Genomic DNA, 26,552 nt, shown 5'->3' on the forward strand with positions numbered 1-26,552 from the left:
AGCGCCGTCGGTTTGCTCCTCTGTGCCCTGACTTTGTGCTGGAACTGAAGTCCCCTACCGATGAGCTGGCCACCCTTCAGGCCAAGCTGCAGGAGTACCTGGACAACGGATCCCAACTGGGCTGGTTAATCGACCCGGAAAGCGGGAAGGTCTATGTCTATCGCACAGGTCAGCCGGTGCAAGTTTTGGAGCGACCTACCAGCTTGTCTGGGGATCCCGTTCTCCCTGGCTTTGTGGTGGATCTCACCTTAATCTGGGAATAGTGCTCCCCACGCTCTAAAACTGCCCACCAGGATGAGCTCATGATTGCCCTCAACCTGCAGCCGGCTGTGAATTTAACCGATGAAGTTTTCGAGCAGCTTTGTCGGCAGAATCCTGAGCTGCGCCTGGAACGCACCGCCCAAGGAGAACTGATCGCCATGGCCCCTGCAGGCAGCGAAAGTGGATTCCGCAACGCCGACCTACTGGGCCAACTTTGGCAGTGGAATCGACGCAAGAACTTAGGTTTTGTCTTCGACTCTTCCGCCGGTTTTGCCTTGCCCAATGGGGCCATTCGCTCTCCCGATGCCGCCTGGGTTGCCAAAGAGCGCTGGCAGCAGCTCACCCCAGAGCAGCGCCGTCGGTTTGCTCCTCTGTGCCCTGACTTTGTGCTGGAACTGAAGTCCCCTACCGATGAGCTGGCCACCCTTGAGGCCAAGTTGCAGGAGTTCCTAGACAACGGATCCCAGCTGGGCTGGTTAATTGACCCGGAAAGTCGCCAAGTCCACGTCTATCGCCCCGGTCAGCCGGTACAAGTTTTGGAGCAGCCTGTGAGTTTGTCTGGGGATCCCGTTCTCCCTGGCTTTGTGGTGGATCTCACCTTAATCTGGGAATAATCGACCCACCTTTTTCCCAGGTTGGGGAGAAATGTCAGGGATCCCCAAGCTGCTTCGCTGCAATTCAAGTAACCCTGCTCTACTGCTTGGAGCCAGAACTAACCGCTGCTCCCACCCTCTCCATTAGGTCGTCCAGTTCGCTGTAGTCCGGCAAAGTGGTGTCGATGGCCTGCCCCTGACGCAACACCACTCGGTCATGCTGGGGACGGGAAAGCAGCTCATCAAAGCCACGTCCTTTGAACAGCACCAGATCTGCCGGCAAGCCCACCCCAATTTGCCCTCGCTCGGTCAAGCCCATGATGCGGGCAGGGGTGGTGGTGATGGCCTGTGGCCAATTCCCATAGGGGGTATCCAGGTGCAAAATGCGGGTGGCCTCCCGGAACACCTCCAAGCCGTCGTGATCCCCAAAGCCATAGAAGGGATCCCGGCAATTATCGCTGGCTATCATCACCGGCACGCCCAAAGCCTTCAGCTCATGCAACAGCGTCACTCCCCGCCAGCGGGGGGTATGGCCGGGGTTACGGGCTTGCAAATATAGGTTACACATGGGCAGGCTGACCACGGCAATTCCCGCCTCTCTGACCAAGGCCATAGTCTTGTGGGCCACCTCCGGCGGTTGCACGGCCAGGCTACAGCAATGGCCACACACCACCTGATGGGGAAAATCGTTGCGCAAGGCCGCCGCTGCCACGTGTCTCAACGTGAGGGATCCCGGATCATCCGTCTCATCCGTATGAAAGTCCAGAGCCAAGCCCCGCTCCTTGGCCAGGGCAAACACCCGATCCAATTGCCGATCCAGTTCCGGCCCCATCGCCGCCACCCCACCCAGGATCCCGCCCACTTCCGCCACCTTGTCCGCCAGCTTTTCTGCTGCAGGGGTGAGAAAGGTATCCAAGCTCAGAAGCGCGACCGCCTGGAGTTCCAGCTTGCCCGCCCACTCTCGGCGCAGCTGAACAAACACCTCCCAGCTGGCCCCCATAACCTGAGGATTCTCACAGACCAGATGGGTGCGCACTGCCTGGGATCCATGGGCATAGCTGCAGCGCAAACCAAAGCTGAAGCGACGGTAGAGATCCTCCCGAAACTGCTCCGGATCCCCGTCATAGGCTTGCTTCATCTTCACCCAATCTTCCTGCCCGGCCTGCCTCGCCCCGGCAAAGGTACCATCGGGATTGGGGGTGCGCGGCCACACATGTCCCTTGTCCAGGTGGGTATGGATGTCCACAAAACACGGCCACACTTGGCCCCGCCTTAGATCCACGCTGGGGATCCCCTGGGGCGGGATCCCTGTTGCCGCCTGGATTTGGCGGATCTGCCCCCCTTCGATTTCCAGATCCAGCAACACCAGGTTATCGCGGTTGGGAACAGCTCCTGGCACCGCCTCCTTCAGTACCGACAGGGGAACCTGAGCATTCAGCAGCCAGTAGTGGGCAACGCCGGGGATCTGCATGGCGGGCAACGAAAAAAGCAGCTCTCCATCGTAAAGGGATCCCGGCCTATCCAGATGAATCCAGTGCTACAGCAGCTAGGCAAACTGGCCCACCACCTGCATGGCAAAACTGAGCAAAATGAAGGCCAACCAGGGGGAAAAGTCCAAGCCACCAATGGGGGGAATGATGCCGCGGAACAGGTTGAGATAGGGATCGGTGAGTTGGCTGAGCACCGACAGGATGGGGTTAGACCAGTTCAGTTGCGGGAACCAGCTCAGCAAAATCCGCACGATCAGCAGAGCATTGTAAATGACAATGAACTGGTAAAGGGAGCGGAACAGCAAAGACGCGGCAGTGCCGTAGACCAACCCCAGGGAGAGGCCGTCCACCCAAGCGAGAGGAGACAACAAGTGACTGAGCATCATGGTTGGGAAAAGTAGGGAAACAACTCGATCAACTCAACATCCATTAAGCTGAAGCACCTTCGCCAGAGGCAGACCTGGCCCAGGATCGCAACTCAGCCGAGAGAGGATGGCAGAACCTAGAGAGGAAAGCCGCTGCCGCCTCTAGTTTGGCATGGACAGGGATCCCCTGCTCAAGGCTTTTCCTCAACAGCCCTGGAAGAGGTTTCCTTGACGAGCAATTGCGTGCGCATGGCCTGAATCGCCTCGTTTAACTCGGCAATCTTGGCCTCTAGAGTGCGGCGGGCTTGAGCAATGCGTTCTGCCTCATTTTCCCACTTCCTCCAGTCGCTGGACATGGCCGACTCACCCGAAGCACTGAGGCGCGGTCGTTCAGGGGCTACCGAGGTGCCGTTGAGGCGATCTGGATCCCGGCGTTGGCCTTCGGCGGATCCCTTGCTGAGTCGAGGGGCAAGCACAAACCCAATGACCCCGCCGATGATCCCTCCCAACAGGGCGCCGGTCACTACACCCGCAATGAAGTCACCTTTCTGATCTGCCACGCTTTTGTCCAGCTCAATAACAATAAACTTGAGTCATCTTCTTCTGTTCTACCTTTCCTGTCCCACTCCTGCCAGCAAATCCGACCAAGGTTGAGGTAGCCGCCAGCGGCTGAGATGTTCCAGATGGGCTTGCACCTGCTCCCTCAACTCGGCAAGCGTGTGTTGCAGATCGCCGGTCGAGGGTAGGGATCTCAGCGTTGCCTGCCAGAGGTAGGCCGGGGAAAGTTCAGGGCTGAGCAACTGCCACAAACGCTGCAGCTCCTCAAAGTGAAGGCGATCATCTTCTGTGAGGGAAAGCACCAACTGGCGACGCAGATCGCGGGCCTCTTCCGACATCAGGTAGCGCAAACCCGTTTGGGCGGTGGGTAACCAATCCAATCCCCCATCGCTGCGGGCAATTTGAATCAGGTTCTCCAGGCGGTTCCAGCGGAACTTACCATCCTTGATCAACACTTGCAGCAGCCGTTGGCGAATACGCGGCGATTCATCCGTCAGCAGGCGCTTGGCCACATAGGGATAGGCCACACCGACGATGCGGAACTGGGGATAGAGGCTGAGGGCTACTCCCTCTTGGGTCACCAAAGAGCGGATCACCAGAGCAAAGTGGGAGGGCACCTGAAAGGGGTAGCGGTACATCAAGTCGGAGAACTGATCTGTGGCCGTTTTGAAGTTAAAGTTGACCACCTCTTGGGTCAGCACGTCTGCCAGCACCTTTTCCAAGGCGGGGATCAGCTCTTGGCGGCCGACATCCGGCTGCAAAAAGCCCAGATGAATAAAGTCATCGATCAGGGCGTTGTAGTCGCGATCCACCAGGTGAACCAGAGCATCCACCAAGTACTCCTTCATTTCCTCGGTAAGCTGATCCATCATGCCGAAATCGATGTAGGCCAAGCGACCATCGGCCAGGGCGAACAGGTTGCCCGGATGGGGATCCGCGTGGAAAAAGCCGTATTCCAGCAATTGCTTGAGGGCAGCAACCACCCCGATACGCACCAATTGTTTCACCTCCAGGTTGGCTGCTCGAATGCGCTCCACATCCGTCAGCTTGATGCCGTCGATCCACTCCAGGGTCAGAACCCGGCGGGTGCTGTAAGCCCAGAAGATGCGCGGCACGTACACATCCGGATCGTCGCGGAAGTATTCGGCGAAGCGCTCGCAGTTTCGCCCTTCGTGCAGGTAGTCGATCTCTTCAAAAAGCTTGCGGCCAAACTCATCGACCACCGCCGTCAAAGTACTGCCCAGGTTTAAGGGCAGCCAGGGGCCCAGCCATGTCGAGGCCCAGCGAATCAGGTACAGATCCAGGCTCAACTGCTCTCGCAGATGGGGTCGCTGCACCTTCACCGCCACCCATTCGCCGCTGTGCAACTGCGCTTTGTAAACCTGGCCCAAACTGGCAGCAGCCACCGGCTCTGGAGAGATCTGGGCAAAGATCTCGGCAATCGGACGGCCCAACTCGGATTCGATGCGGGCAAATGCTTGCTCGGAAGGAAATGGCGGCAGTTGATCTTGCAGTTGGGTGAGTTCTTCTAGGTAGTCTTTGCGCACCAGATCGGGGCGGGTGGAGAGGGCCTGACCCACCTTGATGAACGTTGGCCCCAGGTCGCTGAGCAGCTTTCGCAACTGCACCGAGCGCCGTCCCACATTGCGATCAGTGTGTCCCCATAGTTGATCCCAGCGCAAACAGAGGACAAACCACAAGAAAGGCCAGAGAATGGCCAGCGCCCGACCGATCACTTGGGGCAGGCGCCAGCGGTAATAGCGGCAGATCAATTGCGGATCGTAAACTTCCAAAGCGGCAATGGGCGAAGTTCTACTAAACACACTCCAGCGATCTCACAGTCTTTTGTTTTGAAGCTCTTGGTATCCATCTTAACAGAAAAAGCCTCGCCGTTTCTGCGCAAGGGCCTGTCAGCCCCATCCTGCCCCCTTCTCGGCCAGGGCCGGCCTGTTTCCCCCTCAAAAGCCTCGCCGTTTCTGCGCAAGGGCCTGTCAGCCCCATCCTGCCCCCTTCTCGGCCAGGGCCGGCCTGTTTCCCCCTCAAATGATGGTGTTGTCCGGGATCACCGAGTCTTTGATGATGGTGACGATGCCGTTGCTGATCCAGATCCCTTCCTCTTCCCGCTGCGCTTCGGTGACGTGATCCTTGTTGAGGATGCGGACATTGCGCCCAATGCGGGCATTCTTATCCACGATGGCGTTGACAATGTGAGAGTTGGCCCCGATGCCCACTGGTGGGATCCCTTCCTCTAGCCTGGCCTGCCGCTCTTCTACCGACTCGTAGTAATCGGCTCCCATTACCAGGGTGTTTTCCACAATGGTGTTGGCCTCCAAGCGGCTGCGAATGCCGATGATGGAGTTGCGAATTTGGGCGTTTTTGATGATGCAGCCATCGGCGATCATGGAGTTGACGATCTGGGAGTCGAGGATTTTGTTGGGGGGCAAAAAGCGCGGGCGGGTGTAGATGGGCATTTCGCTGTCGAAGAAGCTGAAGGGCGGGTTGGGCTGCTGCACCAGTGCCAGATTGGCCCGGTAAAAAGCCTCGATGGTGCCGATGTCTTCCCAGTAACCCTTGAAGAGGTAGGCTTGCAGATGGTACTTGCCGATGGCTGCCGGCAGCACCTCTTTGCCAAAGTCGGTGTGCTCCTTGACTTTGAGCATCTCGATCAGAGCTTCTCGCTTGAATACATAGATGCCCATGGAGGCGATGTAGGGCTTGGCTTTGGCTTCTTCCGGGCTGAGGCCGAGGGCTTGCGTGTCCACCTGACAGGCTTTCAGCAGATCTCCTGTCGGCTTTTCCTTGAAATCGACGATGCAACCGTTCTCGCCAAGCTTGAGCAAGCCAAAACCCGAGGCCACTTTTTCTTCACAGGGGAGCACCGCCAGGGTCACATCGGCCCCAACCTGCCGGTGATGGTGGATGAAGGGGCGGTAGTCCATGCGGTAGAGGTGATCCCCAGATAGGATGAGGAAGTCCCGCGGCTTCCAGGAGTCCATCAGCCAGAGGTATTGGCGGACAGCATCGGCGGTGCCTTGGAACCAATCGGGATTATCAGGGGTTTGTTGGGCCGCCAAAACGTCCACAAAGCCGCCTGTAAAGGGAGACAAGCGGTAGGTGTTGACGATGTGGCGGTTTAGAGAGGCCGAGTTGAACTGGGTGAGGACGTAGATTTTTTCGATGTCGGAGTTGATGCAGTTGCTGACCGGGATGTCGATGAGGCGGTATTTGCCGGCCAGGGGCACAGCGGGTTTGGCGCGGCGCTTGGTCAGGGGATAAAGTCGGGTGCCACGCCCACCTCCCAAGATGATCGCCAGTACATCGCGCATGGTTGTCCTCCACCAGGCTACACCCAATAGCATAGACTGCTGCGGGGCCACCTAAACGGCTGTCCTGTCGGATCTGGCCGGGCTGCTCGGAAAGGGGAACAAGTTGGCAAGACAGAATGCAGGGAGAGCTGATGGCGCGCATCCTGGCCTTTACCAACAACAAAGGGGGCACTGGCAAGTCCACCCTCTGCGTCCACGCGGCTCAGTTGACGGCCCAACGGGGATACCGAGTTCTGCTCATCGATCTCACGTCCCAGGCCACTGCCAGCAGTCTCTACTTGGAAGAGGCCGGATCCTTGCCGGCACCGGAAACGGTTTGGGCCAGCTTACACCCGCAACACCAACGTCCTCTGGAAGAGGTGATCTACTGCACCGACAAGGGGGTAGATGTGGCGCCCTCCCACAGCACCATGGCGGAAGTGGCGGCCCAACTGGCTGCTGCTGGAGAGATGGGGCAGAATCTGTTGCAGCGCCAACTGGATCCCTTGCTGCCGGACTACGACTTCATCTTTCTCGATACGCCGGGAGAACTGAATGCCCTCACCGCCAATGCCCTGCGGGTGGCCCAGCGGGTGTTGATCCCGACACGGCTCAACCGCGCCGATTTCTCCTGCACGGAAGTAACCTTGCGCTACATTGAGGCCCTGAAAGGCCAGCTCAGCCAAGCCCGCGCCATTTTGACAATGCTGGATGACCGCTATCTGCCGGGGGGCATTTGGTCGGGATCCCACACCGGGCAATTGTACGTGCAAGCGCAACAGATTTTTGCGGATGTGCTTTCACCCGTTACCATTCCAGATAGCAGCGATTTGCGCATCGCCTTTGACTACGGCTTGACGGTGATGGACTATCGGCCTGGATCGGCGGTGTGTCAGCGGCTGCTGCAGTTTGTTGAACGCGAGGTGCTCTTGTGACTGGATCTGACCGCAGCCTCTTTCCTTCGTCGGGGGAAATTTCCCGCCGCTCTGGCGGAATTCGGCGCAAGGCCGGTGCTAAAACCAGTTCAGAGCCCACCTCCGCAGAGTCTACTCCCACAGGCGAGGAGCCGACAACGATGTCTTCTCAGTCTCCCCCAGAACCAACCCCAGAATTGCCGGAAATTGCAGCCCTCAAAAGCCAACTGGCCGAAGCTCAACAACTCTTGCAGGACTACCAAAACAAAGTCTCTACCCTGCAAGCTCAATTGCAGCAGGTTACTGCCCATCGGGACGAATTGCAAAAGGCGCTGGCGCAGTTGCAAGCGGTTGCGGACGAGCGGGCCAAAACCATCCAGGAGTTACGGAAACCCAAAGAGCAAGCCCCCATCATTCAGCCCAAACCCCAATCCTCGCCTCTGCACGCGCAAAAGAAGATCATGAATCGGCCCATCTTCGACAATGTATCAGCTACCGATGAAAGCATGCCTCCCTATCTGCTGGATTGACTGGGATGGAAGGGATCCCTAAGGGCGTGATTTGGATGGGGTCTCCACCTGTTCTGCTCCCTCCTGTTTTCAGCCCGACCTGTGCTTTTTTCCCTGCTTCCTGGAGATCCGGGATTCGATAGCTGGATATTGGATTTGGACAACCGTCGTTCTCGCTGCCCTTCTCATGAGCCAATCTCCATCGACTCTCCCTGCTGGTGATGCCATTCCGCCCCACGGGGGCACCCTGATCAACCGCATTGCCCCGCCTGAGCAGGCGCAGGAGCTGCGTTCCAAAGCCGAACATTGCCCCATCCTCTATCTCGACGAGCGGGCCCAATCGGATCTGGAGATGATCGCCATTGGGGGCTTCAGCCCGCTAACGGGGTTTATGGGGCGGGAAGATTACCAGGCCGTTCTGGAAACGATGCACCTGGCCAATGGCTTGGCTTGGTCGCTGCCGGTCACCCTGCCGGTCTCCTCGGAAGTGGCAGCGGGTCTGAAAGAGGGGCAAATGATTGCCTTGGCCAGTGCCGAGGGCAAGATCCTGGGCCTACTGGAGCTGACGGAGAAATTTACCTACGACAAAACCCGCGAAGCCCGGCAAGTTTATCGCACCACCGATGAGCAACATCCAGGGGTAAAGGTGCTCTACGAGCAGGGATCCGTCTATTTGGCCGGCCCCGTCACCCTCCTGCAGCGGGATCCCCACCCTCTTTTTCCGGCCTACCAGATTGACCCGGCCCAATCGCGGCAACTGTTTCGGGAAAGAGGCTGGAGAACCATTGTAGGCTTCCAAACCCGCAACCCCATCCACCGCGCCCATGAATACATCCAAAAATGTGCCTTGGAGATTGTGGACGGGCTATTTTTGCACCCGCTGGTGGGGGCTACCAAAAGCGACGACATTCCCGCCGATGTGCGTATGCGCTGCTACGAGGTGTTGATCGAAAAGTACTACCCCAAGGAGCGGGTGATCTTGGCCATCAACCCTGCGTCGATGCGCTACGCCGGCCCCCGCGAGGCTATTTTCCATGCTCTCATTCGCAAAAACTATGGCTGTACCCATTTCATTGTGGGGCGGGATCACGCCGGGGTGGGGAACTACTACGGTACCTACGATGCCCAACACATTTTCGATGAGTTCCAGCCGGGGGAGCTGGGCATCATTCCCTTGAAGTTTGAACATGCTTTCTATTGCACCGTCACCGGCACCATGGCCACGGCCAAGACCAGCCCCAGCCAGCCTCACCAGCGCATTCACCTCTCAGGTACCAAGGTGCGGGAAATGCTGCGCCGCGGTGAAGTGCCCCCGCCGGAGTTTTCTCGACCAGAAGTGGCCCGGCTGCTGGCCGAAGCCATGCGAGAGCGGGGTTAACCCTGGGAATCTCCCTAAGTGGCAGTCAAAAAGGGCCTGGGACAGACCAGACCCTCTGTATTGAAAGTTGTATTGAAAGTTGAACTTGAACCAGATTCCAGTCGAGTATCAGGCCGGCTCCGCTAGATTGATTGTCGGGTTGCGGTCGAAGAAGCCCCAAGGTACCAGCCTAAAGCCCGTTCTGTGTACAGGCATGACGGGCCAATCCTCATCCCATGAAAAAAACTCTGCCCAACGGCATGGGGAGAATGTATGATGGGGAGCCCGCGTTTCTACAGAACTCCCTCGAAGTCAAGCAGCCCTGAATAGGCAGCAACAGTTCTCATCCCGCCTCAAACCAGAGTTGTTCGGGATCCACATAATAGCAGCGGGCATTGTCCGCACAGATCAGCGCCCAGCCGTTTTGGTCGGCCTCGACCAAAGTATACTCACACTGGGGAATGAAATAGCCTTGGTGGTTTCGGGTATCGCTCTTAACCCAAACGGTCTGACGGTTCATCTTAAAGTTCCTCCCATCTGCAGTCAAAGGGGTCAAAAAAGTGAGGTTGGAAAACGGGACTCGATTCAGTGGCTATGGAAGCGGCGGCAGTGCAACACCACTGCAATATAATGAAGTGCAGCCACCGCCGAGCTAAGCATCTCGCGCCAGCCCGGAGTTCAATCTCATCAATCAACTGAGGCCGGGGAAGAGAAGCGACGAGAGCTAACCCCTATCGATAAATGGATCCCATATTGCTATTGGGTACAAGAAGTTTAGCACCAACTCCATGAGAACATCGCTAAGAGTTGTAGATTAAAATAAAAAGCTCTAGATTTTCCTAAAGTCTTGTTGCAAAACAAGGAATAGGGTCACTTAATCTTCTTCAAAGAGCCAGTTGTAAATCTTGCTCAAGTGGGGCCAAGCAGGACGGCGGTTCCCTCCCTCTTGCAGGTTGGATTTGACACCCTCAATCTGCTCGGGATCCCGTGCCAAGATTTGCTTAATGGCCTCCACCTGCTGGCGTACCCCGGTTTTTTTCAGCTCCAGCATGGCCAGGGTCAGATTCACACGGGGCTGAGCATCCACCGGATCCAACTTCACAGCAGTCTGGGCGGCCTTCAGAGCTTTTTCCGCCTGACCTTCCAGAAGATAAAGCCAGGACAAGCACGTCCAAGCCGCCGCCGCCTTTGGGGATCCCTTACAGATTGACTCAAAAGAGGGAATTAACGTCTTGGCTGCTTCCCCGGATTCATAGCGCCGAATCCCTTCCTGAAACAATTCTTCAATTTTTTGGCTCATCTCCCCCAACCCAGCACATCAACCTATTGACAAAATCGACAAGCTACCCGTGTAGGGTCGCTCTTGCCTGCTCGCTCATCTGTTGTAGCGCACTGCCGCTGGGGAGAGGGATCCCTTCTCCTTCAGCCAGCCAGAGCCAATACTCGATATTGCCGGCAGGGCCAGTGATGGGCGACCACGTGTAGCCTTGCACCTGCCAACCCTGAGCCATAGCCGAGCGCATCACCGTCTCCAGCACGCGGGCATGGACAACCGGATCCCGTACCACCCCCTTTTTACCCACCTGGTCTCGGCCCGCCTCAAACTGGGGCTTCACCAGCAACAGCGCCTCCCGTGGGAAACGCAACAGGTTCCAGAGAGGATCCAACACCTTGGTTAGGGAAATAAAAGAGAGATCCACCACTGCCAGATCTGGCCAGCTTGGAGTAGGCACCTCCGTTCCGTAGAGATCGACAGGCTGCAGGTAGCGCAGATTGGTTCGTTCCTTGAGGATGACCCGTGGGTCGGTTCGCAGAGACCAAGCCAGTTGCCCATAGCCCACATCCACTCCGTAGACCCGCTGGGCTCCCCGTTTCAACAAGCAGTCTGTAAAACCTCCTGTGGAAATGCCCGCATCCAAACAAATACGACCCTGCACCTGAACAGGAAAAGTTTGCAGCGCCCCCTGTAGCTTTTCTCCCCCCCGTGAGACAAAAGCAGGTCCAGACTGGACTTGCACCGCTGGATCCCCGCTCACCCAGGTTCCAGGCTTTTCCGCCCGCACCCCATTTAGAAAGACTTCTCCTGCCAAAATGGAGCGTTGCGCTTGCTGGCGTGAGGAAAAATATCCGCGCTCCACCAACCAGCTATCCAGACGCACCCGCTTGGCCATCTCGCCGGTGCCTCACCTTGCATAGATCTTCCCGCCCATTAGAATAGGCGAGCGGGATCCCAACTGACCAGAATTGAGGGATCGCCAACAGCAGATTAGCCGAACCGTCCGCTCACGTACTCTTCCGTTTCCCGATGGGCGGGAGAGTTAAAGATTTTCTCAGTGCGGTTAAACTCCACCATCCGTCCGTAGCGAACCCCCTCTTCGTCGACTTCAGTGTTGAAGAAGGCGGTAAAGTCGGAGACCCGCGCTGCCTGCTGCATGTTGTGGGTAACGATAATGATCGTGTAGCGACGGCCCAGTTCCTTGAGCAACTCCTCAATGCGCAACGTGGAGATTGGATCCAACGAGGCACAAGGCTCATCCATCAGGATAACCTCCGGCTGGATGGCCAAGGTGCGGGCAATGCAAAGACGCTGCTGCTGTCCCCCCGAAAGGGAGAGCCCACTCATCTTCAGCTTGTCTTTCACCTCATCCCAGAGGACGGCCTGACGCAATGCGCGCTCTACCAGCTCATCCAAGTCTCCTTGGTAGCCGTTGACCCGTGGCCCAAAGGCAATGTTGTCGTAGATTGATTTGGGGAAAGGGTTGGGCTTTTGGAACACCAGGCCAACTCGCCGCCGCACTTCAGCAGGGTCTACATCGGGATCGTAGATGTTTTTCCCGTGAAAAATGACGGATCCCTCCACTCTCGCCCCCGGGATCAGATCGTTCATGCGGTTAAAGCAGCGCAGCAAAGTACTCTTGCCGCAGCCGGAAGGGCCAATAAAAGCAGTGATGTGATTCTTGGGAATCTTCAGAGAAACCTGCTTCACCGCCAAATGAGAGCCGTAGTAAACACTGACTGCTTGCGTTTCCAGCTCAACAGTTAGGTTGGCGGATTTCTCAGAGGAATCAGGAGTGCCGGGAAATGGAGGGCGCATAGGAGTACCAGAGGTAGACGTTGCTTCAGAACCCAAACTCAAAATCGAAGAATAGTGAGGCAAAAATCTCAGAAGAAACAGATCAGATAGTAATGGTTTCCTGACGACGGCTCAGCAGCAGCCGGAAACTGATCGTGGTGATCAAAACCAGAATCACCAAAGCCAAGGCTCCTCCCCAAGCAATTTTCTGCTGGTTCTCGAAGGGAACAATGGCAAAGTTGTAGATCAGCACCGCCAGCGAAGCTACTGGCTTCAGCAAACCATCGGGCCATAGGAAACTGAACAGAGCGGTGAAGATTAGAGGCGCTGTTTCCCCTGCTGCTCGGGCAATGGCCAAAGTCACCCCCGTTAGGATCACCGGCAAGGCAGCCGGCAAGACAACTCGAAACACGGTCTGCACCCGGGAAGCGCCCAGAGCATAGGCAGCAGCCCGAGTATCCGCCGGCACCAAGCGCAGAGCCTCTTCGCAGGAGAGGATGATGATCGGCAAAGTCAATACCGATAGAGCTACTCCGCCAGAAAGGGCAGAAAAGGTCTTGGTGGAAAGCACCAGCACCCCATAGGCGAACACGCCAGCGATGATGGAAGGAACCCCCGTCAGCACTTTGATAATGAAACGCAGAGATGATGCTGTAGAACTGTTCTGGCCGAACTCCGAGAGATAGATCGCAGCAAATAGACCAATAGGGAAAGTGATTGTAATGGCAATCGATACCACAATGATCGTTCCCAGCACAGCGTTGCCAAAGCCACCCACCTGATCTCCAGGAGGAGGAGGAAGCTGGGTTAAGGTCTGCCAATTGAAGCGCTCAATGCCATTGACGAAAACATAGTAAAGGATGGAAGCGAGCACAACAATCGCAAAAATGCTGGAAGCAAAGGTCAGGCCTGTCATCACCCAGTCGAGCACGACGCGCTTGGATCTGACTTTGCGTTTGAACAAATTGGCCTGTGCTGCCACTTGTGTCGCCATGTTCCTCTACTCCCGAGAAGCCGTCAAAGCAAACTTGACCTGACGAACCATCAGCTCAGCGATGATGTTGACCACCAGCGTAATGACCAGCAAGATCAAAGCCGCATACATCAGAGCCGAGATCTGCTTGTCGGCTGCTTCTGCAAACTCGCTGGCCAGCAATGCAGGGATGTTGCTGGCAGGGGCCAAAAGCGAGACTCTAATCCCCCGCGCATTGCCAATCAGCATTGCCACCGCCATGGTCTCGCCCAGGGCGCGTCCCAAACCCAGCACCACAGCCCCCAACATACCCCCAATCGCAGCCGGTAGTACCACTCCAAAAATGGCTTCCCATCGCGTAGCCCCCATCGCATAGGCAGCCGCGCGCAGCTCAGGAGGAACAGCCACCAAAACCTCCCTGGCGATGGCTGTAATGATGGGGATAATCATGATCCCCAAGACAACCCCTGCCGTCAGCATCCCCGGCCCAATCGGTGGTGTGCTGAAAATGGGAAGCCAATTGAAGTTCTCGTACAGGAACATCTGAACGGGGCGGAAGAAGGGGATGAAGACAAACAATCCCCAAATGCCGAACACCACACTGGGAATAGCCGCCAACAGCTCAACCACAATGATCAGAGCCAGACGCAAGGACTTCGGAAGAAAATCCTCGCTCAGAAAAATAGAGATGCCAAAGCTAAAAGGAACCCCCACAATCAGAGCGATGAGAGAAGTCACTAGCGTGCCGTAGATCTGTGGCCAGGCCCCATAGATATCCTCGACCGGATCCCAGGTTGTGCTCCAGAAGAAACTCAGTCCAAACTTGCTGATAGCTGGCAAAGACTGAATGCCGATCTCCAGAGCAATCCAGAGCAGCAGGAAGGCCGAGAAAAACACGGCAATCCGCGTAGCCCAGATAAAAACCTGGTCGCGCCGGCGCTGGAAAACCGGTCGAGGCTGAAACAGAAGGTTGCTGTCAGAAGAAAGGGAGCTCATACGCCTGGAGCTAGGGATAGTTGTTGACACGCCCCCCGTCCTAAAGAACGGGGATTCTTGTTCCTGGTTCTACTTAGTAAAAGTTCTTACGGAGTGATATTTTCTAGCGCAGCCAGAGCTTTTTGCCGCGTTTCTTCCGGCAGAGGGACATATCCCAACTGCTCAGCGAAAGCCTGCCCCTCAGTGAGGCCGTAGCGGAGAAACTCTTTAACGGCCTTGGAAGTCTCGGCTTTGGGGTAAACCTTGTAGGCAAGGATCCAGGTGTAGCCCACAATAGGGTAAGAGTCTTCCCCACTAGGATCCGGATCGATCCCCAGCAAACGCTCGTCGAGCTGAATTCTGGCCAGCGCCGCTTTCTCCGTCTCGACGTTGGGAGTTACAAACTTGCCTGCCCGGTTTTCCAGACGGGCAATGTTCAGGTTGTTGAGCTTGGCAAAGCCGAATTCCACGTAGCCAATCGAGCCAGAAATTTGCTTGATCTGCTCGGAAACCCCTTCGTTCCCGCGCGCCCCTACGCCGGTTGGCCAGTTTACCGAAGGGCCGCGACCCACCTTTTGCTTCCACTCTGGGCTAATAGCGTTGAGGTGAGTGGTGAAGATATCGGTGGTACCACTTCCATCAGAGCGATGCACGACGGTAATCGGCAAATCCGGGAAAGTCACCCCTGGGTTAAGGCCAGCCAGCAGGGGATCGTTCCAGTTCTTGATCTTGCCCAGGAAGATATTCGCCAGTGCCAGGCGGGAAAGGCGGATTTCGGGGCCCACCCCAGGAATGTTGTACGCTGCAACTAACGCTCCGCCCACCATGGGTACAGAAACCATCCCTTTGGGAGGGTTAGCCTCACTCTCAATTTGGTTGATCTCTTCAGGACGGGGCACGCTGTCAGTGGCACCGAAATCGACCGTGCGGGCTACAAACTGCCGACGACCCGCACCGCTTCCTACAGACTGATAGTTGACCTGGATGTTAGGGTTTTTCTTGCCAAACTCTTGGGCCCAAGTTTGATAGATGGGGGCCGGGAAGGTCGCCCCAGCGCCATTGATGGTGATGGTCTGCTGAGCAAACACCCGCTGCCAATTCGTCTGACTGGCCGCAAAGCCGGCAACAGTGGCAGATAGAAACTTCAGGAAAGAACGACGCTCCAAGGGGTGCAACGTCACCATACAGATCTCCTCTCCCAGATGAAGACAAAATCTCAGTCCAGCTCTAAAAAAGGCTATTCTACTTCAGAACTTCACCCAGCCCAATCAAAACTCGTTGAACCAGGTGAACCAATGCCGCCTGGAAGCTTAGAGGCAACTCTCAAGCTAAGCCTGCGATCCTCAACAAGCCTTCAACCGATCGCAACATCCCAGGGATCCCTCCGAGCACGCGAGGTTTCCCACGGAACGCTCCATCGAAGACTTCACCAGTTCGCCCAGCTACTATAACGTAAAGGTCAGTTGTTTTTGGTTAAAACGAGGTTAAGCCCAGGTTATCTCTGGGGATATCCGCCAAATGTTGCAAACCCCTCAAGGGATCCCCTTTGGTGTCAGCCACTCCCTATCCTGGATTGGGTATCTCCCAAAACAGAGAACTTCCGCCTTTTGAGTTTGGAAAGGTGGCTTCTTCATCTTCCCGCCAAGGTTCAGAGCTGGAAGAGGACTCTAGAGACCTGCCAATCGGGAATAAGCTCTGAGAAGGGATCCCCTATGCCGACGGGCTGGTGGCTATGGCACTCTGGGCTGACGATGAACCTGCTGAGCCTCTAGAATGGAAGGCTGTCGAGAAAATGAAGTGCCTTCCCCGATGTCGAAACGTAACATGCAGGTTGTGCTGCGCCAGGCGATCCCAGGGCTGGGCAAGCCCGGAGAGATTGTCAACGTCAAGCCCGGCTATGCTCGCAACTACCTCTTCCCGCGGCAGATGGCGGTGCGGGTTACCCCTGGCATATTGAAAGAGCAGCAGATGCGTCTGGAGCAGGAAGCGGCTCGTAAACTGGCAGAAAAACAACGGGCGGAAAACTACAAGACCGCTCTGGAGACCATTGGTCGCTTCGTCATCCGTAAGAAAGTGGGAGAACACGACCTCCTATTTGGGCAGGTGACCACCAGCGATATTGCTGAGGTGGTGCTGGCTACCAGCGGTCTAGATATCGACCGCCGCAACATTCTCCTCAACGAGGAGATCAAGAAAACCGGGGTTTATCCCGTGCAGGTAAAGTTACACCCCGAAGTTACCGCTACGCTGCGCATTCAGGTTACTCCCGAATGAGGACTCACCTTCGAGGATCCCTGAGTTCCCGTGAGGGATCCCGGGGTGAGTAGGGTTTTTGCCTTAGGCAACAAGCGGGTATGCTCAGCCTAGAGCTTGACCCGCCTGACGATTGGAGCTGACTGGCTGAGAGGCCGGTTGCCCTAGGGCTGGGTTGATTTTCCTATCCTGGCTTGTGGTGATCAGCGATTACGACTTAACGGGTGGGGATCGGCTTCCTCCCCAGAACATAGAAGCTGAGGAGGAGATCCTGGGGGGCATTCTCCTTGATCCGGATGCATTGATGCGGGTCGCGGAGTTTCTGCGTCCGGAGATGTTTTACATCTCTGCCCACCAAGAGATTTACCGGGCTGCCCTCCAACTGCACAGCCAAGGCCAACCCACCGACTTGATGACTGTGTCTGCCTGGTTGGCAGATCATCACCTTCTGGAGCGGGTGGGGGGAACGGTGGCGATTCGTCGCCTGCTAGAGCAAACCGTCAGCAGCGTCAACATCGACCAGTATGCCCGCCTGGTGATGGATAAATACATGCGCCGCCAGTTGATCCAGGTGAGCAATACCTTGGCTCGTTTGGCCTACGATACCAGCCAGCCCCTGTCTCAGGTGATGGATCAAGCCGAGCAGGAGGTGTTTCGACTCACCCAAGAGCGGGTGCAGCGTAGCCTCATCCCGGCCTCTGAGGTTTTGGTCAATATCTTCTCGGATTTGGAAGAGAAGTTCCAAAGCGGGGCACAGCTTCCGGGGATCCCGACCAAATTCATCGACCTGGATAACCTGACCCAGGGCTTGCAGCGATCCGATTTGTTGATCCTGGCCGGTCGGCCTTCGATGGGGAAAACCAGCCTGGCCCTCAACATTGCCCAAAATGTGGCTGCCTACGCCAAGCAGCCGGTCGCTATCTTTAGCCTGGAAATGTCTCGGGAGCAACTGGTGCAGCGGCTTTTGGCCAGCGAAGCCCGCATCGACAGCAGCCGCCTGCGTTCTGGGCGCATTAGCGAACACGAGTGGCAGCGCCTGGGCCAAGCCATTGGTTTTTTGTCGCAATTGCCCCTTTTCATCGACGATACCCCTGACTGTACTGTTACAGAAATTCGCTCCAAAGCGCGGCGTTTGCAGGCGGAACAGGGGGGAACGTTGGGGATGGTGTTGATCGACTACCTACAACTGATGCAGGGATCCGCCGCCGACAACCGGGTGCAGGAGCTGTCGCGCATTACCCGTGGTCTCAAGGCCATGGCCAAAGAGCTGATGGTGCCGGTGCTGGTGCTGTCTCAGCTCAGTCGGGCTGTCGAGTCGCGCTCCGATAAACGTCCACAACTGGCAGACCTGCGGGAATCGGGCTGTCTGGCCGGGGATACGCAGGTGATGGATGTGGATCGCGGCAAGATCTGGCGGCTGGATCAACTGGCGGCCCTGCCGGCTGCGGCGGAACTGCCCCGTCTGCTCAGCTTGAACGGGCGCGGGCGCTTGGTGCCCCAACAGCCTGTGAAAGTGTTTCGCAGCGGTCACCAGCCCACTTGTCTTCTGAAAACCCGCCTCAACTTTTCCATTCGCGCCACCGGCAATCACCCCTTTTTCACCCAACAGGGCTGGAAAACCCTGGATGAGCTGCAATTGGAAGAAGAGGTGGCGGTGGTGGTGCAGGAGGGGCTGATCTGGGATCCGGTGGTGTTCATCAGCGAGCCGGGGGAGCCTCAGCCGGTTTACGACATCGAAATGCCCCGCCATCACAACTTCGTGGCCAACGGTCTGCTGGTTCACAACAGCATCGAGCAGGATGCCGATCTGGTGATGATGATCTATCGCCCGGAATACTACGATCCCAACACCAGCGATCGCGGCATTGCCGAGGTCATCATTGCCAAACATCGCAACGGCCCCACCGGCACTGTGCGCCTGCTGTTCGAAAGCCAGTACACCCAGTTTCGCAACCTGGCCGATCCCAACCGGTGAGCAATCGACGCTGAAGAGGGATCCGGAGCTGCTGCCTTGGGAACAACCCCGCAAGGTGTTAGCTTAGGATCGCTGCGGGCCAAAGCGTTGCTCTTGAGCCGGCTACCCTCTCTCCTAATGCTTAAAACGATATGTTTAAAAACGTGTTAATTGCCACCGACCGCCGAGATGGCCTGCAGCGTTTTGGCAAGTGTCTAGAAGATCTGCACAGCAATGGCATCGAGCGCGTCACCTTCGTGCGCAGTCTGGATTGGCAGGATGACGACATCGGCATTCCCGACGACATTACCCCCGAAGTCCAGGCAGAGCAGACCCAGTTGCAGAAGCTGCTGAACCCGATCCCGGCGGGGTTGGAAGTCAAGGCTCTGGTGCAGGTGGGCAGGCCAGCCGATTTAATCCTAAAAGGCATCCAAACCTATGGCTCCGATCTGCTGATTACAGGCATGGGTACCCACAACCTGCTCGCCGAAAAATTGTTCGGCAGCACCACCATGGCGCTGTTGCCGAAGCTGAAAATCCCCCTACTGGTGATGCGCCCCCAGCTGCTGGCTACCTTTACCCTGGAAGAATTGCGCTTGCGCAGCCGCCACCTGTTGCGCTGCCTCTTGGTGCCCTTTGACTTTGAGCAGCCGCGTCAGCAGTTGCTGAACCATCTCGGCCACCTGCTGCCCGGTACTTCCCAGTGCCAGACGCTTACCCTGCTCTACGTGGTGGATCCCAGCGCCCGCCGCAACCAAGGAACTCCGGTGGAGGTGCTCCAACGCAAGGCCGAAGCCGACTTGGCTCAGGTGATTGAACCGCTGGTCGAGCGGGTGAAACCGGTACAGTTGCGGGCCCTGGTGCGGGTGGGATCCCCTCTCAAAGAGATCCTGGCCACCGCCGCCGATGAAGACATGACGGCCATCGCCACTGCCTCCCCCCACGTGGGCAGCTTCTGGGAGTGGTCGGTTCGCAGCCTAACCGGCGAGATTTTGCGGCAAAGTTGGCATCCGGTGTTGTTTTTCCCGCGCGGGTCTTTGGCCCAGTAGATCCAGGCAAGATCCAAGCCGAGTGTTGCAGATTAACTCATCCTCCATGACCCCCCCCTCTACGACAGCGCTGCAGGATCTGTTTCGGGCGGTGGCCCAAGGGAAGCTCACCCCAGAGCAAGCTCTGCAGGCCTATCGCTTTCTGCCCTTCGAGCCGGTGGGAGATTTCGCCCATGTGGATCACCACCGTCCCTTGCGCACGGGCTTTCCCGAAGCCGTGTGGGGGCCGGGCAAGACCCCAGATCAGATTGCCCAGATCCTGGAGCAACTCCACCAGCGGGGATCCCTGGCCTTGGCCACCCGCATCGAAGCCCAGGTGTATGCCGAGATCCGCAGCCGCTTGCCCCAGGCCCAGTATTCCGAGTTGGCCCGCTTGTGTTGGATCCCGTCCCAGCAGGTGGTCAGCCATCCTGGACAGGTCAGCGTGATCTCCGCCGGCACTGCCGACTTACCGGTGGCAGAAGAAGCCGCCCTCACGCTGGAGCTTTCCGGATTTCAGGTGAAGCGCCTCTGGGATGTGGGGGTGGCCGGGATCCATCGGCTGCTGCACAACCGGGCGGCCCTGCAAGCAGACGTGCTGATCGTGGTGGCGGGCATGGAGGGGGCCTTGGCCAGCTTGGTGGCGGGTCTGGCGGATTGTCCGGTGATCGCTGTGCCCACCAGCATTGGCTACGGGGCCAGCTTCCAGGGCTTGGCTGCCCTGCTCACTATGCTCAACTCCTGCGCAGCGGGGGTGGGAGTGCTGAACATTGATAACGGTTTTGGGGCGGCGATTCTGGCAGGCCAGATCCTGCGTTGCGGACAACGGCTGGCAGCTCGATTGAGTTCATGCGGCCCCACTGGAGATCCAACAGGGAATCGACAGATTTCGGAAGGTTAAGAACTGTAAATGGATCCTGAGCCAAACAGGCTATACTCAGGCCATAGTTTAGGCTTGGACTTTCTCTTTCCCATCCTTCGGGAGTTTGAGGGTGTTGCCTCTGGTCACCTAACTGGGTTCATGCCTTTTTCTGGGGTACCTTTATCCGAAGATGGGGAGGGTTCCTACGCTGGTTAACTGCTGTGTTGGACTGACTGGGGCGGACAAAACGCGCGAATATGCTAATTGATGCCACACTTGTCAAAAATGCCATAGATGCGATGGGGGCGACCTTGACCCTGGCACAAGGGATGACTCAGTCCTTCACCTGGACAGATATTTTCTTGGTAGTGGCTTTGGTGTTTTTGGAGGCCGCCCTCTCTGCGGACAACGCCGTTGCCCTGGCGGCTCTGGTGAAGCATCTGCCCACCCCCCAGCAGCAGAATCGGGCCTTGCGCTGGGGCATCATCGGCGCTTACGGCTTTCGCATCGCCATTGTCTTTGCAGCGGTTTGGTTGGTGGAGTATCCGCCCGCCCAATTCTTGGGAGCCTGCTACCTGCTCTGGCTGGCCTGGCAGCACTTTCGGGGCGAGGAAGAAGGCCAAGAACAGGACATCACCCGCCACGCCAATTTTTGGCAGACCCTGGTGATGGTGGAACTGACGGATCTGGTTTTTTCTTTCGACAGCATCGCCGCTTCGGTGGGCGTCTCCCGCAAGGCTTGGGTAATCATCCTCGGCGGCATTCTCGGCATTACCCTGATGCGCTACATGGCTTCTCTGTTTTTGCGTTGGTTGGACGAGTTCTCTCACCTGGAAGACGCCGCTTTTGCCATCATTGCCCTGGTGGGGAGCACCATGTTGTTGGAGGTGTTTTTCCCCCAAATCGAGATCCCGGAGTGGGGGATGGTGGTGGCTGTGATCCCCCTATTTGTCTGGGGTTTCTCGCGGCGCGTGAAACTCAATTCGGAGCAGGATGAACAGCCGGAGCTGGCTGACGGAGAGAAGAGGGAAGAGAAAAGAGCAGGGGTTACAGACGAGATGGAAATCGTCCCCTCCGGTTGGGTGGCTGCCCTTGAGGAAGACCTCGCCCCTGAGCTGCAGAGCAGAGAGAATGGAGAGGAGAGGTACGGCTTGGGCCTATCGCCAGGGATCCCTGATCTGCCTTGATAGGGCTGTGGGCTGCTTCATTGCCTTGGCCCCTGCCGACTCCTAAACTAGCAGTGAAGCCGACTCAAGGAGGGAAGCATCCTGAGCCCCCAGTTTTGCTTGAAATCATTGGTCAAGTGCTTCAGAAGCAGCATAGACAGCCCAAAGGAGCAGCAGGCCGCGGAAAATAGGCTCCAGCCTTTGGCGAGGGCGGAGGTTCTGAGCATGCCAGCAGTGCAGAGCACTGCCCCCTTGGTGGAGCTGCGCCAAGTTTCCAAGCGCTTCGGCTCGACGGTGGTGCTTGACCACGTGGATCTGAAGGTGTACCGGGGTGAGGCCCTGGGCCTGGTGGGGCCTTCGGGCACCGGGAAATCGACGCTGCTGCGCATCATCGCCGGCCTAACGGAGCCAGACGCTGGAGAAGTGCTCTGGTGCGGGATCCCGCTCCCGGAGATTCAAGCCCATCATGCAACTCCCCCTTTGCGAGTAGGGATGGTGTTTCAGCAGGCCGCCCTCTTCGACTCCCTGACGGTGGAAGAAAACGTGGGGTTTTTGCTCTACGAGCACTCGCAGTTGCCCCGCTCCCGTATTCAAGAATTGGTGGCCGCCAAGCTGGAGGCGGTGGGACTGGCGGGCAAAGAGCACAACCTGCCAGAAGAACTCTCGGGGGGGATGCGCAAACGGGCCAGCTTCGCCCGCGCCATTATGGAGGATCCTTCTCTGCCCCAGGATGAGCCCCAATTGCTGCTGTACGACGAGCCCACTGCGGGTTTAGATCCCATTGCCTCCACGGTAATTGAAGATCTCATCCGGGAGCTGCAGCAGGTGAAAAAAGCCTGTGAGAGCTACATTGTGGTGACCCACCAACACAGCACCATTTACCGCGCCACCGACCGCATTGTCCTGTTGGCCCAGGGGCAGGTGCAGTGGGAGGGATCCGTGCAGCAGATTGAAACGTGCGATAACCCCTTTGTGCGGCAGTTTTTCAGCGGTAGCGTAGAAGGGCCGATTCAAGTGGCGGGGCAGGTGTGATGCGTTCGCGAGCAGTGCGAGAAGGGGCAGTGGGCCTGTTGATCCTGGCGGGGGCGCTGGGCTTTGCCGGCCTGTTTTTGTGGATCTACAACCTGCGCTTCGGCAGTCGCGGCTTTCAATTTACCGTCACCTATACCAACGTGGCCGGGCTGGCCGAGGGATCCAGTGTGCGGCTGCGGGGGGTAACCATAGGTCGAGTGGAGCGGATTGTGCCTCAACCCAGCCAAGTAGAAGTACAGGTGACCATTGATCAGCCCCTAGTCATCCCCCGCGATTCCCTGTTTCTTACCAAACAGACGGGGTTGGTGGGGGAAACGGTGATGGACATCCTGCCCCAGGGGAGGGGTCAGGCGGCAACGGGATCCCCCCTGGCGCCAGACTGCGACAGCAGCCAAATGGTTTGCAATGGAGATGTGGTGGAGGGAACCCCTGGAGTGGATTTTGGCCAGCTATTGATTAGGCTGGATCGATTGCTCACACGGGTCAACGAGGACGAGCTCTTCGATACCCTTAACACCACTCTGGAGGGGATCACCCGCGTCGCCAATAGCGTAGCCAGTCTTTCAGAAACCGTAGAAGAGCGAGTAGCTGCCCTGCGCACCGAAGATCTGGACTTGTCGCAATTCACGACCGCTGCCACAGCCATCCAAGACGCGGCTGGGGCTGTGAGGGGAACTGCCCGCAGTTTTCAAGCGGCTGCCGATCAATTCACCGCCCTGGTGGATCAAAACCGCACTTCCCTTAACGCCGTCCTGGAGAACATTCAGCAGGTGAGCGCCGATCTACAGGCCATGTCGAGCGCGGTGCGCCCGCTGGTTACCGATCCACAACTCCAGGCCGATGTGCGCCAGATCCTGGCCGAGGTGCGAGCGGCTGCGGAGAACGTGGCCCAAGCTACCGAAGATCTGCAGCAGATTGCCGCCAGCCTCAACGATCCGGGCACTTTAGCTACTCTGCGCCAAACCCTCGATTCCGCCCGCATCACCTTTCAGAATATGCAAAAAATTACCGCCGACATCGACGAGCTGACCGGGGATCCCCAGTTTCGCCGCGGCATTCGAGAGTTGGTATTGGGGCTGAGCAACTTGGTCTCCAGCGTCCCTGGGGAAGATGGGATCCAGCCCGCGGTGGCCGAAGGGTATCACTTTCGTTTTGCGCCCGTCTCTTTTGCCCAGGGGATTGTCTCTGGATCCCAAGGATGGCAGCCGCAGACTTCCCCATAAATTGGCAACCCGCTGAGGTGAACAACGTCGGCCAAAGCCGTTGAAGGGATCCCCAACCTGGGGTAGGCTTTGCGGATAAGGTGTTGCCTGTATTGCTACGCAACGCTGATGCGACTGAGGTTGAGGTGTGAGGAATGTGTGGCATTGTCGGCTACGTGGGTTTTCAGTGGGCTGCCCCCATCCTGTTGGAGGGCCTGCGCACCTTGGAGTATCGGGGCTATGATTCTGCCGGCATTGCCACAGTGGATCCCGAAGAAGGATTGAGAGTTGTCCGCGCCACCGGCAAGCTGCACAACCTGCTGGTGAAGCTCACCGCCAACATGCCCACCGCCAAGGTAGGGATCGGACATACCCGCTGGGCCACCCACGGCGGCGTGACCGAAGAAAATGCCCACCCCCAGTGCGACGAGCGCGGGCGCATTGTGGTGATCCAAAACGGCATTGTGGAAAACTACCTGGAGCTGAAGGAGCGTCTCCTGGAGCGGGGGATCCCATTTCGCTCCCAAACCGATACGGAAGTGATCGCCCAACTGCTGGGTCTCTACACCGAAGAGCTGGGCTCCTTTGAGGCGGCCTTTGGCCAGGTCATGGGGCAACTGCGGGGAGGAAACGCCGTAGTGGCTCTGGATCGGGAGGCGCCGGATCGGCTGATCGCAGCCCGTTTGGGCAATGCCGGAGCCGTGGTGGTGGGAGAGGGAGAAGGGGAAAACTTCGTGGCCTCCGATCTGCCTGCCATTGTCCGCCATACCCGCAAGGTGGTGTTCTTAGAAGATGGGGAAATGGCGGTTCTCACGGAGTCTCAAGTGCGCTACCTGCGCATTACCGGCGAGGAGCTGCGCAAATCCAGCATCACCGTGGCCTGGGATCCCGTCTCAGCCGCCAAGGGAGGCTACAAGCACTTCATGCAAAAGGAGATCTTTGAGCAGCCCCGCACCACCACCGATACGCTACGGGGGCGGGTGGATCTGGAACAGGGCCGGGTGACACTGGAGGGGCTAACGCTTTCTGAAGCACAACTGGCCCACATTGAGCACATCCACGCCGTAGCCTGTGGTACTGCCTGGCACGCCTGCTGGGTGCTCAAGTACTTCATCGAGAGTTTGGCCCGTACCCCCGTGGAGGTGGACTATGCCTCTGAGTTTCGCTACCGCCAGCCGGTGTTGCGCCCCAACCACCTGTTGCTGGCTCTAACCCAGTCGGGAGAAACCGTCGATACGCTGGCAGCCATGAGCGAGGCCCGCACCCAAGGGATCCCGACTCTGGCGATTGTCAACGCCATCGGATCCCAGGCCAGCCGTCTGGCGGATGCCGGGGTTCTCTACATCCATGCCGGTCCGGAGATTGCCGTGGCTTCCACCAAAGTGTTTACCGGCATGTTGGTGGCAGGGTATTTGCTGGCCCTGCAACTGGCCCAAGCCAAAGGGATCCTCAGCCCGGCCCAGATCCAAGCCCACCTGCAAGCCTTGATTGAGCTGCCGGGCAAGATCAGCCTGATGCTGAAGGACGCCGCCCTCTACGACCAACTGGCGGAGCAGTACCATCATGTTGCCAACATGCTCTATCTGGGCCGCTGGGTTAACGCCCCGATTGCCCTGGAAGGAGCTTTGAAGATGAAAGAGGTGAGCTATATCCACGCCGAAGGCTACCCGGCAGGGGAGATGAAGCATGGCCCTATCGCCCTCATCGACGAGCGGGTGCCGGTGGTGTGCATTGCCACCCGGGATCCCGTCTACGAAAAAATGCTCTCCAACATCGAACAGGTGCGGGCGCGGGGGGGACGGGTGATCGCCCTCATCAACCCCGAAGACACCCAGGTGCGGGAGAAAGCCGACCACATCATCGAGGTGCCCAGCACGACACCCCTGTTGTCGGCGGTTCTGAACGTGATCCCCCTGCAGTTGTTCGCCTACGCCATGGCTTTGCGCCGCGGAGCCGATGTGGATCAGCCGCGCAACTTGGCTAAGTCGGTAACAGTGGAGTAACGGCTGTCGCTCTTGCCACCGCCAGCCCCTGGTTTTTGCAAAATCGGGCAGATCACCTCTTTTTCATCAGCAGCCGCAGGGGGGATCTGCCAATCGGAGAGGAGACCTTGAATTTGGCTTTTCAGCGCTTGCAGATCGGCAATTCGCTGTTCAATCTCCTGCAGCTTGCCTTGCAGATGCTGGCGAATTTCTGGACAAGGCTGCTCCCCTCGGTCGTGGACATCCAGGATTTGGCGGATTTCTTCTAAGCTCAGGCCCAGGCTCTGGCAGCGGCGGATAAAGGCCAGACGAACCAAAACCGAAGGGTCGAACAGCCGATAGCTGGACTCCGCCCGTTCCACCGTTGGCTTCAGCAGGCCTATCGATTCGTAGTAGCGCACCGTGCGTACAGGCAAGCCGGCTGCTAGAGCCACCTGGCCAATCTTCAGGCTAGCAGATCGGACAGCAGCAGGATTCGACATGTCCCCAACTGGATCCCTGTAGATTTCTTCAGCGTGACATACTCCCGCACTCATGCTGATGCAAAGCGCTCCGCGCCGCCAAAGCGAGAGAGTGCAGGCTTCAAGGACTCCGTCCCGCTGACGCGAACAGTGACTCCGGTTAGCGCTCCGCGCCGCTGGCGCGAAAAGGACGTTTCCTGCGCTTGAGGACTACGTCCCGCTGACGCGAAAAGAACGGG

At 57.6% G+C, this 26,552-nt stretch carries 26 protein-coding genes and 1 pseudogene; 13 read left to right on the forward strand and 14 right to left on the reverse strand.

The annotated features are described in order from the left end of the window. Positions 1-263 (forward strand): Uma2 family endonuclease (locus tag NW828_RS06520; protein WP_414382626.1); only part of this gene is annotated, 263 nt, incomplete at its 5' end. Positions 264-302: 39 nt separating this feature from the next. Further along, positions 303-875, forward strand: a complete 573-nt coding sequence (locus tag NW828_RS06525; RefSeq protein ID WP_414382628.1) for a Uma2 family endonuclease — start codon at positions 303-305, stop codon at positions 873-875. Between the two features lie 79 nt (positions 876-954). Here the strand turns inward: NW828_RS06525 and NW828_RS06530 are convergent, their stop codons facing one another. The 5 genes from NW828_RS06530 to NW828_RS06550 all read right to left on the reverse strand — a co-directional run bounded on the left by NW828_RS06530 (position 955) and on the right by NW828_RS06550 (position 6,593). Next, on the reverse strand, positions 955-2,325 hold the full coding sequence (locus NW828_RS06530) for a cytosine deaminase (protein WP_414382671.1): 1,371 nt from the start codon (positions 2,323-2,325) through the stop codon (positions 955-957). Between the two features lie 75 nt (positions 2,326-2,400). After that, positions 2,401-2,730, reverse strand: a complete 330-nt coding sequence (locus tag NW828_RS06535) for a YggT family protein (RefSeq protein ID WP_011432695.1) — start codon at positions 2,728-2,730, stop codon at positions 2,401-2,403. Between the two features lie 170 nt (positions 2,731-2,900). Continuing rightward, positions 2,901-3,269 carry a hypothetical protein gene (locus NW828_RS06540; RefSeq protein ID WP_414329675.1) on the reverse strand — a complete coding sequence of 123 codons (369 nt, stop codon included), beginning with the start codon at positions 3,267-3,269 and terminating at the stop codon, positions 2,901-2,903. Between the two features lie 48 nt (positions 3,270-3,317). Then, positions 3,318-5,090, reverse strand: coding sequence for an ABC1 kinase family protein (locus tag NW828_RS06545; protein WP_414382630.1), 1,773 nt, complete (start codon positions 5,088-5,090; stop codon positions 3,318-3,320). 216 nt (positions 5,091-5,306) lie between these two features. Next, positions 5,307-6,593 carry a glucose-1-phosphate adenylyltransferase gene (locus tag NW828_RS06550; protein WP_414382632.1) on the reverse strand — a complete coding sequence of 429 codons (1,287 nt, stop codon included), beginning with the start codon at positions 6,591-6,593 and terminating at the stop codon, positions 5,307-5,309. Between the two features lie 131 nt (positions 6,594-6,724). Here NW828_RS06550 and NW828_RS06555 point away from each other — a divergent pair, with 131 nt between their 5' ends. The 3 genes from NW828_RS06555 (at position 6,725) to sat (ending at position 9,373) form a co-directional block, all read left to right on the forward strand. Further along, positions 6,725-7,507, forward strand: a complete 783-nt coding sequence (locus NW828_RS06555; protein WP_414350153.1) for a ParA family protein — start codon at positions 6,725-6,727, stop codon at positions 7,505-7,507. Between the two features lie 140 nt (positions 7,508-7,647). Then, a complete protein-coding gene (locus NW828_RS06560) occupies positions 7,648-8,016 on the forward strand; it encodes a hypothetical protein (protein ID WP_414329683.1) in 369 nt (122 codons plus the stop codon). Between the two features lie 166 nt (positions 8,017-8,182). Continuing rightward, positions 8,183-9,373 (forward strand): sulfate adenylyltransferase, encoded by a 1,191-nt coding sequence (gene sat, locus NW828_RS06565; protein ID WP_414382635.1) that lies wholly within the window; start codon positions 8,183-8,185, stop codon positions 9,371-9,373. A 108-nt stretch (positions 9,374-9,481) separates the two neighbouring features. Here sat and NW828_RS06570 read toward each other — a convergent pair. From NW828_RS06570 to pstS, 8 genes and pseudogenes are all read right to left on the reverse strand, one after another. Continuing rightward, positions 9,482-9,580, reverse strand: a pseudogene (locus tag NW828_RS06570) (hypothetical protein); the annotation flags it as partial. A gap of 115 nt (positions 9,581-9,695) precedes the next feature. Continuing rightward, positions 9,696-9,872 (reverse strand): hypothetical protein, encoded by a 177-nt coding sequence (locus NW828_RS06575; protein ID WP_414332524.1) that lies wholly within the window; start codon positions 9,870-9,872, stop codon positions 9,696-9,698. Positions 9,873-10,226: 354 nt separating this feature from the next. Next, positions 10,227-10,652 (reverse strand): hypothetical protein, encoded by a 426-nt coding sequence (locus tag NW828_RS06580; RefSeq protein ID WP_011432703.1) that lies wholly within the window; start codon positions 10,650-10,652, stop codon positions 10,227-10,229. Positions 10,653-10,695: 43 nt separating this feature from the next. Continuing rightward, the gene (locus tag NW828_RS06585; protein WP_414382638.1) at positions 10,696-11,523 is read right to left on the reverse strand and encodes a TlyA family RNA methyltransferase; all 828 of its coding nucleotides are present in this window, start codon (positions 11,521-11,523) and stop codon (positions 10,696-10,698) included. Between the two features lie 95 nt (positions 11,524-11,618). Beyond that, positions 11,619-12,446 (reverse strand): phosphate ABC transporter ATP-binding protein PstB, encoded by an 828-nt coding sequence (pstB, locus tag NW828_RS06590; protein WP_414382641.1) that lies wholly within the window; start codon positions 12,444-12,446, stop codon positions 11,619-11,621. 82 nt (positions 12,447-12,528) lie between these two features. After that, a complete protein-coding gene (gene pstA / locus NW828_RS06595; protein WP_414382644.1) occupies positions 12,529-13,419 on the reverse strand; it encodes a phosphate ABC transporter permease PstA in 891 nt (296 codons plus the stop codon). 6 nt (positions 13,420-13,425) lie between these two features. Continuing rightward, on the reverse strand, positions 13,426-14,394 hold the full coding sequence (gene pstC / locus NW828_RS06600; RefSeq protein WP_414382647.1) for a phosphate ABC transporter permease subunit PstC: 969 nt from the start codon (positions 14,392-14,394) through the stop codon (positions 13,426-13,428). Between the two features lie 86 nt (positions 14,395-14,480). Continuing rightward, positions 14,481-15,557: a phosphate ABC transporter substrate-binding protein PstS gene (pstS, locus tag NW828_RS06605; protein ID WP_414382650.1), complete on the reverse strand. Its 1,077-nt coding sequence runs from the start codon at positions 15,555-15,557 to the stop codon at positions 14,481-14,483. A gap of 625 nt (positions 15,558-16,182) precedes the next feature. On the opposite strand from pstS, the gene rplI reads away from it, so the two are divergent. The 8 genes from rplI (at position 16,183) to glmS (ending at position 25,873) form a co-directional block, all read left to right on the forward strand. Then, positions 16,183-16,647 (forward strand): 50S ribosomal protein L9, encoded by a 465-nt coding sequence (gene rplI / locus NW828_RS06610; protein WP_414329820.1) that lies wholly within the window; start codon positions 16,183-16,185, stop codon positions 16,645-16,647. 178 nt (positions 16,648-16,825) lie between these two features. Then, positions 16,826-18,601 (forward strand): replicative DNA helicase, encoded by a 1,776-nt coding sequence (gene dnaB / locus NW828_RS06615; protein ID WP_414382674.1) that lies wholly within the window; start codon positions 16,826-16,828, stop codon positions 18,599-18,601. A 131-nt stretch (positions 18,602-18,732) separates the two neighbouring features. Next, on the forward strand, positions 18,733-19,629 hold the full coding sequence (locus NW828_RS06620) for a universal stress protein (protein WP_414382652.1): 897 nt from the start codon (positions 18,733-18,735) through the stop codon (positions 19,627-19,629). A gap of 46 nt (positions 19,630-19,675) precedes the next feature. Next, positions 19,676-20,509, forward strand: a complete 834-nt coding sequence (gene larB / locus NW828_RS06625) for a nickel pincer cofactor biosynthesis protein LarB (protein WP_414382655.1) — start codon at positions 19,676-19,678, stop codon at positions 20,507-20,509. A 272-nt stretch (positions 20,510-20,781) separates the two neighbouring features. Continuing rightward, the gene (locus tag NW828_RS06630; RefSeq protein WP_414382657.1) at positions 20,782-21,657 is read left to right on the forward strand and encodes a TerC family protein; all 876 of its coding nucleotides are present in this window, start codon (positions 20,782-20,784) and stop codon (positions 21,655-21,657) included. Between the two features lie 204 nt (positions 21,658-21,861). Beyond that, the gene (locus NW828_RS06635) at positions 21,862-22,668 is read left to right on the forward strand and encodes an ABC transporter ATP-binding protein (protein ID WP_414382660.1); all 807 of its coding nucleotides are present in this window, start codon (positions 21,862-21,864) and stop codon (positions 22,666-22,668) included. Continuing rightward, entirely contained in the window at positions 22,668-23,891 is a 1,224-nt protein-coding gene (locus tag NW828_RS06640; protein WP_414382662.1) for an MlaD family protein, read from the forward strand. Before NW828_RS06635 ends, NW828_RS06640 begins: the two co-directional genes overlap by 1 nt. 134 nt (positions 23,892-24,025) lie before the next feature. Next, positions 24,026-25,873: a glutamine--fructose-6-phosphate transaminase (isomerizing) gene (glmS, locus tag NW828_RS06645; RefSeq protein WP_414382665.1), complete on the forward strand. Its 1,848-nt coding sequence runs from the start codon at positions 24,026-24,028 to the stop codon at positions 25,871-25,873. On the opposite strand, the gene NW828_RS06650 is transcribed toward glmS, so the two are convergent. Beyond that, positions 25,834-26,334 (reverse strand): heavy metal-responsive transcriptional regulator, encoded by a 501-nt coding sequence (locus tag NW828_RS06650; RefSeq protein WP_414382668.1) that lies wholly within the window; start codon positions 26,332-26,334, stop codon positions 25,834-25,836. The genes glmS and NW828_RS06650 overlap by 40 nt on opposite strands. Positions 26,335-26,552 lie beyond the last annotated feature (218 nt).

The organism is Synechococcus sp. W55.2, assembly GCF_047461635.1.
In the GTDB taxonomy this organism is placed as follows: domain Bacteria; phylum Cyanobacteriota; class Cyanobacteriia; order Thermostichales; family Thermostichaceae; genus Thermostichus.